This is a genomic window from Paraburkholderia sp. HP33-1 (genome assembly GCF_021390595.1).
Lineage (GTDB): Bacteria > Pseudomonadota > Gammaproteobacteria > Burkholderiales > Burkholderiaceae > Paraburkholderia.
On record NZ_JAJEJR010000001.1, the window covers coordinates 93,479 to 110,388 of the forward strand.

Annotated in this window: 17 protein-coding genes; 5 read left to right on the top strand and 12 right to left on the bottom strand. The window is 64.0% G+C overall.

The window, feature by feature from the left end:
• Positions 1–35 precede the first annotated feature (35 nt).
• Positions 36–1,346: an ATP-binding protein gene (locus L0U81_RS00420; RefSeq protein ID WP_233799642.1), complete on the top strand. Its 1,311-nt coding sequence runs from the start codon at positions 36–38 to the stop codon at positions 1,344–1,346.
• Entirely contained in the window at positions 1,343–1,885 is a 543-nt protein-coding gene (locus L0U81_RS00425; protein ID WP_008923577.1) for a response regulator transcription factor, read from the top strand. Before L0U81_RS00420 ends, L0U81_RS00425 begins: the two co-directional genes overlap by 4 nt.
• Before the next feature lie 125 nt (positions 1,886–2,010).
• Here the strand turns inward: L0U81_RS00425 and hslU are convergent, their stop codons facing one another.
• The 9 genes from hslU to L0U81_RS00470 all read right to left on the bottom strand — a co-directional run bounded on the left by hslU (position 2,011) and on the right by L0U81_RS00470 (position 11,602).
• On the bottom strand, positions 2,011–3,357 hold the full coding sequence (gene hslU, locus L0U81_RS00430) for an ATP-dependent protease ATPase subunit HslU (RefSeq protein WP_233799643.1): 1,347 nt from the start codon (positions 3,355–3,357) through the stop codon (positions 2,011–2,013).
• Positions 3,358–3,367: 10 nt separating this feature from the next.
• Positions 3,368–3,904, bottom strand: a complete 537-nt coding sequence (hslV, locus tag L0U81_RS00435; protein ID WP_233799644.1) for an ATP-dependent protease subunit HslV — start codon at positions 3,902–3,904, stop codon at positions 3,368–3,370.
• Positions 3,905–4,242: 338 nt separating this feature from the next.
• A complete protein-coding gene (gene dksA, locus L0U81_RS00440) occupies positions 4,243–4,662 on the bottom strand; it encodes an RNA polymerase-binding protein DksA (protein ID WP_008923580.1) in 420 nt (139 codons plus the stop codon).
• A 644-nt stretch (positions 4,663–5,306) separates the two neighbouring features.
• Positions 5,307–6,416: a CobW family GTP-binding protein gene (locus L0U81_RS00445; protein ID WP_233799645.1), complete on the bottom strand. Its 1,110-nt coding sequence runs from the start codon at positions 6,414–6,416 to the stop codon at positions 5,307–5,309.
• Between the two features lie 212 nt (positions 6,417–6,628).
• The gene (locus tag L0U81_RS00450) at positions 6,629–7,831 is read right to left on the bottom strand and encodes a class I SAM-dependent rRNA methyltransferase (protein WP_233799646.1); all 1,203 of its coding nucleotides are present in this window, start codon (positions 7,829–7,831) and stop codon (positions 6,629–6,631) included.
• A gap of 61 nt (positions 7,832–7,892) precedes the next feature.
• Complete coding sequence (xerC, locus tag L0U81_RS00455; RefSeq protein WP_233799647.1) at positions 7,893–8,816, bottom strand: tyrosine recombinase XerC; 924 nt, start codon at positions 8,814–8,816, stop codon at positions 7,893–7,895.
• 28 nt (positions 8,817–8,844) lie between these two features.
• Positions 8,845–9,591, bottom strand: a complete 747-nt coding sequence (locus tag L0U81_RS00460) for a DUF484 family protein (protein ID WP_233799648.1) — start codon at positions 9,589–9,591, stop codon at positions 8,845–8,847.
• A gap of 57 nt (positions 9,592–9,648) precedes the next feature.
• On the bottom strand, positions 9,649–10,572 hold the full coding sequence (gene dapF / locus L0U81_RS00465) for a diaminopimelate epimerase (protein WP_233799649.1): 924 nt from the start codon (positions 10,570–10,572) through the stop codon (positions 9,649–9,651).
• A 145-nt stretch (positions 10,573–10,717) separates the two neighbouring features.
• Positions 10,718–11,602: a lipid A biosynthesis lauroyl acyltransferase gene (locus tag L0U81_RS00470; protein WP_233799650.1), complete on the bottom strand. Its 885-nt coding sequence runs from the start codon at positions 11,600–11,602 to the stop codon at positions 10,718–10,720.
• A gap of 285 nt (positions 11,603–11,887) precedes the next feature.
• On the opposite strand from L0U81_RS00470, the gene metK reads away from it, so the two are divergent.
• Entirely contained in the window at positions 11,888–13,078 is a 1,191-nt protein-coding gene (metK, locus tag L0U81_RS00475; RefSeq protein WP_233799651.1) for a methionine adenosyltransferase, read from the top strand.
• A 207-nt stretch (positions 13,079–13,285) separates the two neighbouring features.
• Here the strand turns inward: metK and L0U81_RS00480 are convergent, their stop codons facing one another.
• Positions 13,286–13,648: a hypothetical protein gene (locus tag L0U81_RS00480; protein ID WP_233799652.1), complete on the bottom strand. Its 363-nt coding sequence runs from the start codon at positions 13,646–13,648 to the stop codon at positions 13,286–13,288.
• Between the two features lie 537 nt (positions 13,649–14,185).
• Between L0U81_RS00480 and L0U81_RS00485 the strand changes: the two genes are divergently transcribed.
• Entirely contained in the window at positions 14,186–14,947 is a 762-nt protein-coding gene (locus L0U81_RS00485) for a phytanoyl-CoA dioxygenase family protein (RefSeq protein ID WP_233799653.1), read from the top strand.
• 31 nt (positions 14,948–14,978) lie between these two features.
• Here L0U81_RS00485 and L0U81_RS00490 read toward each other — a convergent pair whose 3' ends face one another.
• Positions 14,979–15,185: a DUF3185 family protein gene (locus tag L0U81_RS00490; protein WP_233799654.1), complete on the bottom strand. Its 207-nt coding sequence runs from the start codon at positions 15,183–15,185 to the stop codon at positions 14,979–14,981.
• A 216-nt stretch (positions 15,186–15,401) separates the two neighbouring features.
• On the opposite strand from L0U81_RS00490, the gene mgrA reads away from it, so the two are divergent.
• On the top strand, positions 15,402–16,445 hold the full coding sequence (gene mgrA / locus L0U81_RS00495) for an L-glyceraldehyde 3-phosphate reductase (RefSeq protein ID WP_233799655.1): 1,044 nt from the start codon (positions 15,402–15,404) through the stop codon (positions 16,443–16,445).
• Positions 16,446–16,524: 79 nt separating this feature from the next.
• Here mgrA and L0U81_RS00500 read toward each other — a convergent pair whose 3' ends face one another.
• Positions 16,525–16,707, bottom strand: coding sequence for a hypothetical protein (locus L0U81_RS00500; protein ID WP_008923386.1), 183 nt, complete (start codon positions 16,705–16,707; stop codon positions 16,525–16,527).
• Positions 16,708–16,910: the final 203 nt, after the last annotated feature.

Sequence of the window (16,910 nt, forward strand, 5' to 3'; positions counted from 1 at the left end):
TCAGTCGGGCGGGGCCGAACGGGTAGACTAGGGTCATGCACCGTATAACCAACACCGGCCGGGTCAATCTTGGTCATCTGTTCTGGCTGCGCAGCCTCGCGATCATCGGACAGCTGCTGACGATCGCGTTCGTGCAGATCTTCCTCGGCGCGAAACTGCCGTTGCCCGCGATGCTGCTCGTGATCGCGCTCGAAGTACTGTTCAACGCGCTCACATGGTGGCGCGTGTCGCAACAGCGTCCCGAGTCCAACATCGAGCTGTTCGGACAGATCTGGGTCGATCTCGGGGCGTTGTCCGCGCTGCTGTTCCTGTCCGGCGGCACCACCAATCCGTTCGTATCGTTGTACCTGCCATCGCTCGCGATCGCGGCGGCCGTGCTGCCGTGGTATCTGATGGCCTGGCTCGCGGCGTTCGCCGTTGCCTGCTACGCCGTGCTCAGTTTCAATTCCGTCCCGCTCAATATCGAGAATCCCGCGAACCTGTTCGACTACTACCGCTCGGGGATGTGGGTCAACTTCATGGTCAGTGTGGGGCTGATCGCGTGGTTCGTCGCGCGCATGTCGCGGGCACTGCGGCTACGTGACGCAGCGCTTGGAGAAGCGCAGCAGCGCTTGCTTCACGACGAACGGGCGGTCGCGCTCGGCGTGCAGGCAGCCACCGTCGCTCACGAGATCGGCACACCTCTGTCTACAATCGCGATGTTGTCCGAAGAATTGCGCGACGCGGCGCGCACCGACGCGGGACTCGCGCCCTACCGCGCCGATCTCGAACTGCTCGAGCAGCAGATGATGCTGTGTACGTCGGCGCTCGCGCGGTTGCGCAGCCGCGCGACGACCACGACGAACCGCCAGCCGGTCGACGAATGGCTCGAATCGTTTGCCGAGCAATGGCGCTTGCGCCATCCGCACGTGACGTTCGAGCGGATCGGCACGCCGCCCGCCGATGTCAGTCTCAACGACACGGTGGCCGTCGGCCAGATACTCACGATCCTGCTCGATAACGCCGCGCGCGCGAGCCGGGATCACGTGACGCTTTCCTGTGCGCTCGCGCCACGCGGCGACCAGATCGTATTCGAAGTGTGCGACCACGGTCCGGGCATTCCAGCCTCGCTGCGTGGCTCGCTCGGCGCGATGCCGGTGAACAGCACGCAGGGCGGCCACGGCGTCGGCCTGTATCTGGCGTTTTCGGCGGCGGCGCGTCTGAACGGATCGATCGAGCTGGCCGACGTCAACGGCGGGCGGCCGCGTGGCACGCGTGCGGTGCTGCGGCTGCCGGTCATCGCGCGCAAGATTTCTGGAGCGAGCCCGCAAGGCGCCGCGCCATCCAACACGGAGAAACAGGCATGAGCGAAAAGAATTTTCTGGTGATCGACGACGACGAAGTGTTCTCCGGCATCCTCGCGCGCGGCTTGACGCGGCGCGGCTACACGGTGAGCGAAGCGCACAACGCGGACGAGGCGATCCGGCTCGCGAATCAGCAGAAGTTCAGCGAGATCACCGTGGACCTGCATCTGGGCAACGACTCCGGCCTCACGCTCGTCGCACCGCTACGCGATCTGCAGCCCGACGCGCGCATGCTCGTGTTGACCGGCTACGCGAGCATTGCCACCGCGGTGCAGGCGGTCAAAGACGGGGCCGACAACTATCTCGCGAAGCCCGCCAATGTCGAGTCGATCCTGTCGGCGTTGCAAAGCGAGGCAAGCGCGCTGCAGGCCGAGGAGGCGATCGAGCATCCGCAGCCGCTGTCGGTGGCGCGGCTCGAGTGGGAACATATCCAGCGTGTGCTCGCTGAACACGGCGGCAATATCTCGGCGACTGCGCGCGCGTTGAACATGCATCGGCGCACCTTGCAGCGCAAGTTGGCGAAGCGGCCGGTGAAGCAGTAGGCCGCGATCGTCCAGCGCGGCGTCGGCTGTGCGAGGCAACGCCGCCGCGTGTTGGGCGGTACAAAACAAAACGGGCCGCCTATACAAAGGCAGCCCGTTTTTTCAGGCGTCGGCTCTTCGAGATATCACAGCACGTAGCGCGACAGATCCTCGTCTTGCGCGACTTCGTTCAACGCGCGATCGACATACGCCGCGTCGATCTGCACAGCGTGGCCCGAATGGTTGCCGGCCGAGAAGGACACTTCTTCGAGCAGCTTTTCGATGACCGTATAAAGACGCCGCGCGCCGATGTTCTCGGTCTTCTCATTGACCGAGTAGGCGATCTCGGCGAGACGACGGATACCGTCGTCGGCGAACTCGAGGTGCACGTCTTCGGTAGCGAGCAAGGCCTGATACTGCTTGACGAGGCTCGCGTCCGTCGACACGAGGATCGATTCGAAGTCGTTGACCGACAGCGAATCGAGCTCGACGCGAATCGGGAAGCGCCCCTGCAGCTCAGGAATCAGATCGCTCGGCTTCGCGAGATGAAACGCGCCGCTCGCAATGAACAGAATGTGATCGGTCTTCACCATGCCGTACTTGGTGTTGATCGTCGTGCCTTCGACGAGCGGCAGCAGATCGCGCTGCACGCCCTGACGGGACACCTCGCCACCGCCCGCTTCGTTGCGCGACGCGATCTTGTCGATTTCGTCGAGGAACACGATGCCGTTCTGCTCGACGTTCTGCACCGCCTTGGTCTTCACCTCCTCGTCGTTCAGCATCTTGCCGGCTTCTTCGTCGGTGAGCACCTTCAGCGCTTCCTTCACCTTCATCTTGCGGCGCGTCTTCTTGCCGCCGCCGATGTTGGCGAACATCGAGCGGATCTGCTCGGTCATGTCTTCCATGCCCGGCGGCCCCATGATGTCCATGCCGACCTGCGGCTGCTCGACGTCGAGCTCGATTTCCTTGTCGTCGAGCTGGCCTTCGCGCAGGCGCTTGCGGAACGTCTGACGGGTCGTGCTGCCTTCATCGGCGGTATCGGTCAAGCTCGAGCTCGAACCGAAGCCGACCGGCCGTGCGCTCGGCAGCAGGATGTCGAGGATGCGGTCTTCGGCCTGATCGCCGGCCTTGGTCCGCACTTTGCGCATTTCCGTTTCGCGGGTCTGCTTGACCGAAATTTCCATCAGATCACGCACGATGCTGTCGACGTCGCGGCCCACGTAGCCGACTTCGGTGAACTTGGTCGCTTCGATCTTGATGAACGGCGCGTCCGCGAGCTTCGCGAGACGCCGCGCGATTTCGGTCTTGCCGACGCCGGTCGGTCCGATCATCAGGATGTTCTTCGGCGTGATTTCCTGGCGCAGCGGTTCATCGACCTGCTGACGACGCCACCGGTTGCGCAATGCGACGGCCACGGCTTTCTTCGCGCGGCCTTGGCCGATGATGTGTTTGTCGAGTTCGGAGACGATCTCGGCGGGGGTCATGGTGCTCATCGATGGGTCCTTACTCGATCGTCTCAATGACGCGGTTGTGGTTCGTGTAGATGCACATGTCGCCGGCGATTTCCAGCGACTTCTCCACGATGTCGCGCGGCGACAGCTCGGTGTTGTCGGCGAGCGCCTTCGCGGCCGCCTGCGCATACGCGCCACCCGAGCCGATCGCGCAGATGCCGCCTTCGGGATCGAGCACGTCGCCGTTGCCGGTAATGACGAGCGTGGTGGTCGCGTCCGCGGCGATCAGCATCGCTTCGAGACGACGCAGCATGCGGTCGGTGCGCCAGTCTTTCGCGAGTTCCACGGCCGCGCGCGTCAGATTGCCCTGATGTTTTTCAAGCTTCGCCTCGAAGCGGTCGAGCAGCGAGAAGGCATCCGCCGTGCCGCCGGCGAAGCCGACCAGCACCTTGCCGTTGTAGATGCGCCGGACCTTCTTTGCGCCGCCTTTCATGACGATGTTGCCGAGCGTCACCTGGCCGTCGCCGCCGAGTGCGACCTTGTCACCGCGTCGCACGGAAACGATCGTCGTGCCGTGAAATTGCTCCATATGCGTTCCTCTTTGCAAAACGGGTAGGACGCGGCAGCGCTGCGCGCTACCGCATGAATCCTGTCAGCGGACGGCGCGCCGGCTGGCGCGCTCGTGAGCGCATGTCCGATCTATTTTAGGGCGCGCGCGGTCATATCAAGATCCGCCAGAAGGCATAGGACGAAAAACTGAAAATCCGCTCAGGAAGTCCGAGAAAATAGACGGGAAGGGAAGGCGGGGCGGGAGGAACGGCGGAGCTTGCGCGGATGTCGCGCAAAAAGAAAAGGCGCACGGTTCACCGTGCGCCTCTCGACGAAGCAGCGTTTTAGGGCGCTAAGCCGAAGCCGCGCCGCAGGTCATCAGTCGCCGAACAGCTTCTGGCGCAGTTCGCGGCGCTCCTGGGCTTCGAGCGACAGCGTGGCCGTGGGCCGCGCGAGCAGTCGCGGAATGCCGATCGGCTCGCCGGTTTCCTCGCACCAGCCGTAGTCGCCCGCCTCGATTCGCGCGATCGATTGCTGCACCTTCTTCAGCAGCTTGCGCTCGCGGTCGCGCGTGCGCAGTTCGAGCGCATGCTCTTCCTCGATCGTGGCGCGATCGGCCGGGTCCGGCACGATGACCGTTTCGCGCAGGTTCTCGGTCGTCTGGCCGGCATTGCGGAGAATGTCCGCCTGCAACTGTTCGAGCCTGTTCTTGAAGAAGGCGAGCTGATCCTCATTCATGTAATCCTTGTCGCTCATCTTCAGGATTTCGGCTTCGGTCAAGAGTCGTTTCGTCGTCATCTGGCTTACTTCTTCAATGTGAGGCAAAACTCTTACATAGTGCCCGCACTTTCGTATTGCCCGCAAACGCGTCGCGCGGACGCGCAGCGCAGGGTGGCCACGAACGTTAGGCTGTCGTGACGCCGAAGCGCCTGGCGCCCACACGCCGGGCGTTGCTGGCTACGCCGCTGCGGGGCCGAACTCCTCTGGAAACCGATTCTCAAATGCTCCTGAGGCATCGCTTGCCGGCAAGCGCGTGCCCTTTCAGGCCATGGCCGCCGGCATTTTCGGCGTGTCTCCGGACAAGATTTTCCGGCGCCGTTTCAGGCCCGTCGCAGGATACGCGCGACCGGGCAATTCGTTGTCATTCTCCAGTGGGCACGTATTGTAACTGAATCACAATCCGGCACAGGAACTGCTGAAAATCTGCCTGCGGCGCAGCGATATCCCGAAAATATAACGCGCACAAAGCTAAAAAGCGATGGTCGTGCACGCTTTAATACAGCAGGGTTTTCACGCGCTTTTCATATAGTCTGCTTTCAGACGGCCTGTCGGCCGCGGCGTCGAAGTTTCAGCAGATGATTCACGCCCGCGCCATCGGCGGCGGGCGTCACGGCGCGCTAGCAGTAGCATGGCGCATGCCGCGATGCGCGCCGCATGCCGACTCAGGCGAGGCAGGCGAGGCAGGCGTCGAGACCGTCGGTGATCAGGTCGCGCGGCAGTTCGATGCCGATGAACACCATCTTGTTGGTCTTCTTCTCGGCCGGTTGCCATTTCGCGGCGAGGTCGCTGCCCATCATCTGATGCACGCCCTGGAACACGACCTTGCGATCGACGCCCTTCATATACAGCACGCCCTTGTAGCGCAGCAGATGCTCGCCGTAGATCTGCAGAATGCCGCCGAGGAAGTCTTCGAGCTTGTTCGGATCAAACGGACGATCGCTGCGATACACGAACGACTTGATCTTGTCATCGTGATGCGCATGGTGGTGATGCCCATGATCGTGGCCGTCGTGGTTGCAATGGCCATGCTCGTGATCGCAGTTCTCGTGATCATGGTCATGGTCGCCGTGCGCATGGCCGTGCTCGTCGTGCGCATGCGCATGGCTGTGCGCGTGTTCGTCTTCGGCGAGGAAGTCCGGATCGATTTCGAGCTTCGAGTTCAGGTTGAAGCCGCGCAGATCGAAGATTTCCTTGATGTTCGCTTCGCCGAAATTGACGACCTTGATCGCCGCCTTCGGGTTCATGTGCAGCAGACGGTGGCGCAGATCCGCCACGTGCGGCTCGTCGACGAGATCGGCCTTCGTGATGAACAGGCGGTCCGCGAAACCGACCTGGCGCTGCACCACTTCATGCTCGTCGAGCTGACGGTTCGCGTGCTTCGCGTCGACCAGCGTGATGATCGCGTCGAGCAGGAATTCGCTCGCGATCTGGTCGTCCATGAAGAAGGTCTGCGCGACCGGGCCCGGATTGGCGAGGCCGGTGGTTTCGATCACGACGCGGTCGAAGTCCACTTCGCCCGCCTGCTTCTTCGCGGCCAGATCGCCGAGCACGCGCGACAGGTCGCCGCGAATCGTGCAGCAGATGCAGCCGTTGCTCATCTGGATGATCTGCTCGGTCGTGTCCTGAACGAGGATCTCGTTGTCGATGTTCTCTTCGCCGAACTCGTTCTCGATGACGGCGATCTTCATGCCGTGCTTTTCGTTCAGGATGCGCTTGAGCAGGGTGGTTTTGCCGCTGCCGAGAAAGCCGGTCAGGATGGTGACTGGAATCATATGGGTCGCCTGTAAGTCGTGAAACGGTGCGTGATCGAACGCTAGCGCAAGGCTAGCAAGATGCGTTGGGCCGGCCGCCGCAGCCGGATGGCGCGGCCTCGTCTAGCCGGTCATTGAAACATATTTGCCAGGCGGGTGCTGGGGCGGCCGCGTGCGCCGAGGCCGGCCGCGGCCGCCGCCGGCACGCGCAATCACCCCCAAAGTAGGGGCGATCAGGCGATTTGCAACAGCAGTCCCTTCAGATACTCGCCTTCGGGGAACGCAGTGAGCAGCGGGTGATCGACGCCCGCGCCAAGGCGCTTCAGGATGCGTGCGTCGACGCGCGCGTCGGCGGCCGCGCCGGACACGATCTTCTGGAACAGCTCGGGATCGATCGCGCCCGAGCACGAGTAGGTGAACAGCAAACCGCCCGGACGCAGCAGCTTCAGGCCCGTCAGGTTGATGTCCTTGTACGCCCGCGACGCGCGATCCACGTGCTCGCGCGACGGCGCGAATTTCGGCGGATCGAGCACGATCAGGTCGAAGCGCTCGCCTTCGTCGTAGAGGCGCCGCAGCGTCCTGAACGCGTCGGCGTCGAGCCAGGTCGCGCGCTCGGCATCGAAGCCGTTGGCCGCGACGTTCTGCTGCGCGAGCGCGAGCGCTTCACCCGACGAATCGACCGACACCACGCGCTTCGCGCCGCCCTTGAGCGCCGCGAGCGAAAAGCCGCCGGTATAGCAGAAGCAGTTCAGCACGTCGCGATCCTGCGAGAACTGCTGCACGAGCAGGCGGTTATCGCGCTGGTCGACATAAAAGCCGGTCTTGTGGCCGTTGCGCACGTCGACGTGATAGCGCACGCCGTTTTCGCTCGCGATCAGCTGCTCCGACGGCGGCTCGCCCGCGAGCACACCGGTGATCTGCTCGAGCCCTTCCTTCTGACGGATCGACACGTCCGAGCGCTCGTAGACGTTCGGGCAACCGGTCGCGCCGACCAGCGCCGCGACGATCGCATCCTTCCACGCTTCGACGCCGGCCGCCATGAACTGGCAGACGAGCTGGCTGCGCTGGCCCGCGTCCTCGGCGACGTAGTGATCGACGATCAGGCCGGGCAGACCGTCCGCCTCGCCGAAGATCAGCCGCACCGCGCCGGTGTCGCGCACCATCGCCTGACGATGCGCGTACGCGCGCTGCACGCGCCGCTTGAAGAACGCGTGATCGATCGGTTCGGCTTCGTCGAAGCTCCATACGCGCGCGCGGATCTGCGAGTGCGGGCTGTAGGCGGCGCGCGCGAGAAAGCGGCCGTCGTGCGCGCGCACGAGCACGGTCGCGCCGGGCGCGGGGCGGCCGTCGACGTGCTCGATCGCATTTGCATAGACCCACGGATGGCGGCGCAGCAGCGATTTTTCTTTCGACGGTTTGAGCGTAACGGTATTCATCAGGTATCGGTAAAGTGCGAGCGAAGACGGCGCGCCGCGGCGCGCGGCGTCGGTCGCGTGATCAGTTGCGTTTTTTCGCGCGCGGATGCGCGCTGTCGTAGACGTGGGCGAGGTGCTGGAAATCAAGCCCCGTATAAACCTGCGTCGCGGTGATGCTCGCGTGGCCGAGCAGCTCCTGCACGGCGCGCAGATCGCCGCTCGACTGCAGCACGTGCGTCGCGAATGAATGGCGCAGCACGTGCGGATGCACGTTGGCCGGAATACCGGCGGCGAGCGCCGCGCGCTTGACGCGCTCGCGCACGACGTTCGGCGACAGCCGGTTGCCGCGCGTCGACAGGAAGAGCGGATGCGGATCGTGGCGGACCATCCGGTCGCGCACCGCGAGCCACGCGTTCAGCGCCGCGACCGCCTTGCTGCCCACCGGCACGACGCGACGCCGGTTGCCTTTGCCGAGCACTTCGACTTCGCCGGCATCGAGCTTGAGCCAGCCGGCGGAGCGGTAGCCGTCGGCGTCGGCGAAACGCACGTCGAGGCCGACCAGCTCGGCGAGCCGCAGGCCCGACGAATAGAACAGCTCGAGCATCGCGTGGTCGCGCAGGCCTTCGGGGGAGTCGGTGGCCGGATTGTCCATCAGGCGCGCGGCGTCGTCGACGGAGAGCGCCTTCGGCAGCGTTTTCGCCTGCTTCGGCGCACGCACCGCGGCGACCGGATTGGCCGGCAGCTCGACGCGGCCGGCGAGCCAGCGATAAAACGCGCGCCATGCCGACAACCGATGGCCGATCGACCGCGCGGTGAGGCCGCCCGCATGTGCGCGGGCGACGGCGCCGCGGATGTCGACGGCGGTGAGGCTTTCGAGCGGTCGACCTTTGGCGAGCTGCTTCAGTTCGTCCAGCTCATGCGTGTAGCCGCGCAGCGTATGCGCCGAGAGCCGCCGCTCGTGTTCGAGATGCGACAGATAGGCGGCGATCGGGTCGGCGGCGGTCACGGTGAGCGGTGGCGTTACGCGGCGCGGCTCAGCGCGGCAGCAGCCGGCTCAGCGCGGCGCTCGCGAGCGCGCCGATCTGCGTGAGGAAATCGGTGGCCATGCCTTCGTGGAAGCGTCGCGGGTCGGACGAGCCCATCACGAGCAGGCCGAACGTGGGCGCGTCTGCGGCGCCTTCCGGGTCGCGCAGCGCCAGCAGCGCGATCGATTCGGTGGTCTGCACCGTCTCGCTCGACGCAGTGCCGTGGTCGTCGGCCGCACCTGTTGCCACAGTCGTCGTGGCGTTGGACGCGCCTGCCGCTTGCGCGAGCCACTGCGCGGCCTCGAAACCGGTGTTCGCCCCACAGTACGGCGTGCTCAGGCTGCCCGCGAAAATACGCACTTCTTCGCCGACGTGACGCGCGAAGTCGGCTTGCGCATACGGCTCGGCGAGGTCCCACACGCGCAACGCCGCTTGCGGCACGTCGAAGATGTCGCGCAGACCGCCGGCGATCGTGCGTGGCAGCGCGTATGGATCGCGCTCGCCGATCACGCGGATGGTCCAGCGGTTGAATTTCGACGCGATGCTGTCGTTCTCGTGACCGTAGCGCAGCAGCTCGGCGAGGCGCCGCTCGAGTTGCTTGTTCTTGTCGCGCAGCATCTCCATCTGCCGCTCCTGCAGCGACACCGCGGCTTTGCCGTGCGGGTTCGCGAGCCGGATCGTCGCGAGCGTTTCCGCGTGTTCGACGAAGAATTCGGGATTGGCGAGGAGGTATTCGGCGACTTCGCGATCGTTCATAGTTTCGGCTAGAGGACTACGGGATGGCCGTCTTGCGGCAGCGTGTCGGCCAGTGAGTTAGACGGAGGGCGCAACGGCGACCGGGTTGGACGGATTGTGCTGGGAGACGTTTGACGCTTGATCGGCCAACTCGATCTCACCTTCGAAAACGGTGGCCGCGGGGCCGGCCATCAGCAGCGGCGTGCCTGGCTGCGCGATGTCCCACGTGATCGTCAGATCGCCGCCATGCGTGTGCACGAGCACCGGCGCATCGAGCAGTCCGCGCCGGATGCCGGCCGCGACCGCGGCGCACGCGCCGGTGCCGCATGCGAGCGTTTCGCCCGCGCCGCGTTCGTAGACGCGCAGCCTGATTTCGTTGCGGCTGACGATCTGCATGAAGCCTGCGTTGACCCGCTGCGGGAAGCGCGTGTGCCGCTCGATCGCCGGACCTTCGACGAGCACCGGGAATGCCTCGGCATCGTCGACGACCTGCACCGCATGCGGATTGCCCATCGACACCACCGACATCCAGCGCGTCGTGCCATTCACGTCGAGCGGCCAGAGCGTGTCCGCGCCTTCGCGGCGGCCTTGCAGGCCCTTGGTCGCGAACGGCACAAGCTCGGGGTCGAACACCGGCGTGCCCATGTCGACGATCACTTCGCCGTTGTCTTGCATGGTCAGCGTGATCGTGCCTTTCTGTACCTGCACGCGTACGCTGCGCTGGTCGGTGAGACCGCGCTCGCGCACGAACTTGACGAAGCAGCGCGCGCCGTTGCCGCAGTGCTCGACCTCGCCGCCGTCGCAATTGAAGATGCGATATCTGAAATCGACGCCTTCGACGGTCGGCTTTTCGACCAGCAGCAACTGGTCGGCGCCGACGCCGAAATGACGGTTCGCGAGCGCGCGCACCTGCGCCGTGGTCAGATTGACCGGTTGGGTATAGCCGTCGAGCACGATGAAGTCGTTGCCCGCGCCGTGCATTTTGGTGAACTTGAGCTTCACGTTTTCCGAGTATCCGTTGCTGCGTAGGGCTTCGCGAGTGCGGGCGAAGCCGGAATCCCGGCATCGCTGGCCGTCGGGTTAGTCACCCGTTCGAGCCTCTCTGGGCCAATTGGAGATGATACACGTTGGCACATCGGCCTGATCGTCAATACACCCCCGGCACACCGGGCGGCCGTGTCTTGAAACGCTTGTGCACCCAGTAATACTGCTCGGGCATCAGCGGAATCTGCTCTTCGAGAAACTCATTCATGCGTCGTGCGTCGGAGTCATCGTCGCCGGTCGGGTAGTGGTCCCAGGGCTTGAAGACCTTGAGCCGGTAGCCCTTGTAATTCGGCAGCACTTCGCCGATGAACGGCACGACCTGCGCATGCCCGACCTTCGCGAGACGGCCGACCGCGGTCAGCGTGCAGGTCGGCACGCCGAAGAACGGCACGAACGTCGAATTGCGTGCGCCGTAGTCCATGTCCGCGCCGAGCATCACCGGTTTGCGGTCGCGCAGCCAGCGCAGCACGACGCGCGCGCTGTCCGCGCGGCTCGCCATGTCCGCGCCGAAACGCGCGCGCGCCGCTTTCGCGACCGCCTCGAGTTCCTGATTCGACATGGGCTGATAGAGCGAGCCGCACTGGCGCTTGAGTGAATAGTTCAGAAAGATCGACCCGGCCTCGATGCCCACGAAATGCAAGCCGAGAAACAATGTGGGCGGCAGGTTCGGGTCCGTCAGGTCGATCGCGCTGTCGAGCTGGATCAGCTTTTCGAGCTTCTTTGCCGAGCCGAACCACTGGACGCTGCGCTCGAGATAGCTGCGGATCGCGTGACGGAAATGCTTCTGCGCGACGTCCTCGCGGCGCTCGTCGCTCCAGTCGGGGAAGCACAGCTTCAGATTCGTGTGAACGATGCGCTTGCGGCGGCTCGGGATCTGGTAGAGCAGCCAGCCGAGGCCATCACCGAGACGGGCGACGAAACCATAGGGCAACAAGGCAAAGAGTTTGAGCAGCCCGATCGCGAGCTTCGCGCCGTAGCGGCTCAGCATGCGGCCTCCGGGCTCGCGGCGCTGCATGGGGTGGAATTGGCGGGAGCGGAAAAATTGACGTGATACCGCACGCGTGGACACTCTGTGACATTCAAGGGAAGTCGCTATAATAAAGGCTTCGCCGAGTTAATAGACAACTTGCGGGGCGAAGCCGGCGGGTGCGGTCCATGGTTTGCCATGGGTTTTGCGTCCATCGGTAATGTAATCCGCTAAAGCGTCGCCGCTTCAGACTCCCGAAGTCGGCTACGTGGAACGCAACCGTAACCACTAAAAGGAGTCTGCAACGTGGCAAACGACTATCTCTTCACTTCCGAATCCGTTTCCGAAGGCCATCCCGACAAAGTCGCGGACCAGATCTCGGACGCGATCCTCGACGCCATCCTCGCGCAAGACAAGTACTCACGTGTCGCGGCCGAAACGCTGTGCAACACGGGTCTCGTCGTGCTGGCCGGTGAAATTACCACGACCGCAAACGTTGACTACATCCAGATCGCGCGCAATACGATCAAGCGCATCGGCTACGACAACACCGACTACGGCATCGACTACCGCGGCTGCGCGGTGCTCGTCGCGTACGACAAGCAGTCGCCGGACATCGCCCAGGGCGTGGACCGCGCACACGACAACAACCTCGATCAAGGCGCGGGCGACCAGGGCCTGATGTTCGGTTACGCGTGCGAAGAAACGCCGGAACTGATGCCGCTGCCGATCCACCTGTCACACCGTCTCGTCGAGCGTCAGGCGAATCTGCGCCGCGACGGCCGTCTGCCCTGGCTGCGTCCCGATGCGAAGTCGCAGGTCACCGTGCGCTACGTCGACGGCAAGCCGCATTCGATCGACACGGTCGTGCTGTCCACCCAGCATTCGCCGGACATCGATCTCGCTACGCTGCGCGAAGCGGTGATCGAGGAAGTGATCAAGCCGACGCTGCCGGCCGAGCTGATCAAGGGCGACATCAAGTTCCTCGTGAACCCGACCGGTCGCTTCGTGATCGGCGGTCCGCAGGGCGATTGCGGTCTGACGGGCCGCAAGATCATCGTCGATACGTATGGCGGCGCGGCGCCGCACGGCGGCGGCGCATTCTCGGGCAAGGATCCGTCGAAGGTCGACCGCTCGGCAGCTTACGCTGGCCGTTACGTCGCGAAGAACATCGTGGCCGCGGGCCTTGCTTCGCGCTGCCTGATCCAGGTGTCGTACGCGATCGGCGTCGCCCAGCCGACTTCGGTGATGGTCAACACGTTCGGCACGGGCCGCGTGTCGGATGCAACGATCACGGAACTGGTGCGTCAGCATTTCGACCTGCGTCCGAAGGGCATCATCCAGATGCTCGACCTGTTGCGCCCGATCTACGAGAAGAGCGCGGCCTACGGTCACTTCGGCCGCGAAGAGCCGGAATTCACGTGGGAAGCCACCGACAAGGCGCTCGCACTCGCCGAAGCAGCAGGCACCGAGCCGGTCGCGGCGCTGGCCGAATAAGCGAGCCGATCGCTGTCTGATAGCGAAAAACCCCGCCGGCGTGAGCCGGGCGGGGTTTTTCTTTGTCTGTCGAAAGCGCAACGATGTCGGTGCGCGGTTATCAAGACGCCTGATGTGATGCTTATCTCCGCGCTCGAAGTTTTGCGGTGAATAAGCAGCCGGTCAGCGGTCTAGCCGCTCAACGCGTCGCTCGTTGGTTCAGCCATTTCATCGGCTCGCAAATGCAAACGCGAACCACCCGCTGCTGCTCGTCGACAGCCGACGCGGCCGACGGCTCGCAGGCGTGCGCACCACCGGTTCGCGTTTCGCGACCGTGAGGCGCAACGGCGTCGGTTTGCGCAGCAGCGTACGCAGCGACAGACGGCGCGTGCCGCTCTGCTGACGCAGTGCCGAGAAGAACGTATTGAACCAGGTGCGGATGCCGTCGACGGCCTTCGCGTCACGCCACTGCTCGCCGAGCGCGCGGGTGCGCGCGGCATGGTGACGCAGTGCCCGCATCATATGACGGCGCGCGGGCCGCGCCGCTTTCAGCGCGGCACGGGTAAGACGGGTGCTCAAGAGAGTATGCATGGCTTCACAATTAGGCAATGTACCGCACGTCGGCGCGTGCACCGGGTGTGCACGGACAAACAGCACCATATGTGCCAATGACGGGGTTGCGATGAACGGCCTGAAAGCCGGAAGTTAGGTGCGGATCGAGGCGCGGCAGACCGCGACGCGAAAAATGGCGCACAGCGTAACGAAGATGCAACGTGGAGAAACCGGCGGTATGGGCTCTCACGGCCCGCGAACAGCAGAAAAGTGCGTAAGCGACGATCAACATGTGTGCAGGCTACATGGGAAACGTGACGTCAGAAAGTCGGTTATTACCCTGCGAGGCCGGATTTTCCATGGACGGAATGGTCGCAGAGGCCAGCGTGATCCCACCCTTTACGGGCGATTTCCGTGCGTGTTTGCCCAGCGAATGTGCGGTGTGGGCGCGTCGCACGCCTGAGGCCGGTGCATCGCCGCGGCGCAACACGCACGGGCCACTTGCCGTGAAACAAGGCGCCCCGATCGCGCCCGTTTTACAATCGAACATCAGTTAGTCGACGGTAACGGAACACCATGTCACTCCATTCGAAGAAAGAGCAGATCCAGGCGTTGCGGGAGCAGGGTTTTGTCGTCGTACCAGGACTCGTGTCGCCCGAGCGTTGCGACGAGCTGAAGCGGATCGCGGAGCGGCAACTGCAGGAAGCGGCGGCGCCAATCGAATTCGAAGCGGATCTGCAGTATCCGGGGGCGCCGTCATCGAAAGATGCGCCGGGCGGACATACGGTGCGGCGCCTGCTCGACGCGTACGGCCGTCACCCGGCATTCGCGCAATGGGCGACCGCGCCGGAAATCCGCGGCTGGATGGAGTTGTATTTCGGCGAGGAGCCGCGTCTGTCGCGCGCGCATCACAACTGCATGATGACCAAGCACCCCGCGTACGGCAGCCTGACCGGCTGGCATCGTGACGTGCGCTACTGGTCGTTCGAGCGCGACGATCTGGTGTCGGTGTGGCTCGCGGTCGGCCCGGAAACCGTCGATAACGGCGCGTTGTGGTTCCTGCCGCAATCGCACGGCGCGGCATTCACGTCCGACCGTTTCGATGAAGCGAAATTTTTCCGCACGGATGTCGCGGAGAACCAGGCCGCGATCCGTACCGCGGTGTCGCCCGAGCTGAAGACCGGCGACGTGGTGTTCTTCCACTGCAACACGCTGCACTCGGCCGGCAAGAATCTCAGCGACGAAGTGAAGTTCTCGCTGGTGTTCACCTATCACGGCGTGAGTAATGTGCCGCTGCCCGGTACGCGCTCGGCCGCGAAGCCCGAAATCGCGTTCTAGGTTCGTTTCGTCGCGGGCCTTGCGCGAATGCTTAGCGCTTGCGCCCCGACAACGCGACTCCCGTCAGCCCGGCGAGCGTTGCCACCACGCCCGCGACGATCAGCACGATGGCCTTGTTGGTCGGCGAACCGGTCAAGAAGCGCGACACGTCGCTGCTCACCGAATTGAACGCCTGCCCGCCGAAATACAGCAGCACGATACCGCCGACAATCAGCGCGATCGAAATCGCTTTCGTCATCCGTCCCTCCCATCAATCTGATCCGGCCAGAGTGTAGGTGAGCCGTGCGCGCTCGTCCATCCCGCATAGTGGATGCCTGCAAGCGCCGCGTCGATTGGCTAACATAGCGGTCTGGCCGCACCACAACAACAAATCTCCTGAGCAGCACGCCTCCCGCACCGCGCGAATCCTCTCGTCCGCATTCACCGGGCGATCTCATCGACAAGGACACTAGCAATGGCTTACGAAGCAGCTTCAGAGCGCTATTCGGATATGCAATACCGCGTCTGCGGCAAGTCGGGTCTCAAACTGCCGGCGCTGTCGCTCGGCCTGTGGCATAACTTCGGCGACACCACGCCGATCTCGACGCAGCGCGACATCCTGCGCACGGCCTTCGACCTCGGCATCACGCACTTCGATCTCGCGAACAACTACGGCCCGCCGTACGGCAGCGCGGAAACCAATTTCGGGCGTCTGTTCAAGGACGATTTCAAACCGTATCGCGACGAGCTGCTGATTTCGTCGAAGGCCGGTTGGGACATGTGGCCGGGTCCGTACGGCCAGGGCGGCGGCTCGCGTAAATACGTGCTCGCGAGTCTTGATCAGAGCCTGAAGCGCATGGGCCTCGAATACGTCGACATCTTCTATTCGCATCGCTTCGACGCGCATACGCCGCTCGAGGAAACCGCGGGCGCATTGGCCAGCGCGGTGCAGCAGGGCAAGGCGCTGTATATCGGCATCTCGTCGTACTCGTCCGCAAAGACGCTCGAAATGACGAAGCTGCTTGCCGAATACAAGGTGCCGCTGCTGATCCATCAGCCGTCGTACAACATGCTGAACCGCTGGATCGAACACGACCTGCTCGATACGCTTGGCGAGGTCGGCGCTGGTGCAATCGCGTTCACGCCGCTCGCGCAGGGGCTGTTGACCGGCAAGTACCTGAACGGCGTGCCGGCCGATGCGCGCGTCAACAAGCCGGGCGGCGGTTCGTTGAAAGACGAGCACCTGAGCCCGCAGAACATCGAGCACGTGAGGAAGCTCAACGACATCGCGCAGCGACGCGGTCAGAGCCTCGCGCAGATGGCGCTCGCGTGGGCGTTGCGCGATCAGCGCGTGACGTCGGTGCTGATCGGCGCGAGCCGTGCGGAACAGGTGCGCGAGAACGTCGGCGCGCTGAAGAACCTCGCTTTCTCGGCAGACGAACTCGCCGAAATCGATCGCTATGCGACCGAAGGCGGGATCAACCTGTGGGAAAAGCCGTCGACGGATCAGGAGATCTGATCGCGCTGAGCGGAGAGAAGCAGGAAAGACGAAGCCGCACGCTCAGCGTGCGGCTTTTTTATGGTCCTTCGCAGCGCCGCTACACGAGCGCGGGCAGACCTTCGACCAGCGCCACCGCGCACATCACCCCGATCAGCGCGCCCAGCACACGCAGCGCGTTGTGTCGCAACTCGGTCTTGCAGGGTAGTGCGCCGACAAATAGCGCGCCCGCCAACGCCATCGGAATGACCAGGATGAAATCGCCGATCGTAAAGTAGGTCATCTTCGTCTCCTCCCATTCAGGATGGGTGCTGTGTCGTTTCGGCACGGGCCGCGGCTGCGAAATCACGCAGCGCCCGCGCACGAATCGAGTATAGGAGACAGATCGAGCGGCGCGGGGGCACGACATTGTGCGCCGGCGCTCATTCGCAAGCTGCTGAACCCCGGCACGGCAGGGCATTCGACGATTGGCGCGGCGCAACATTC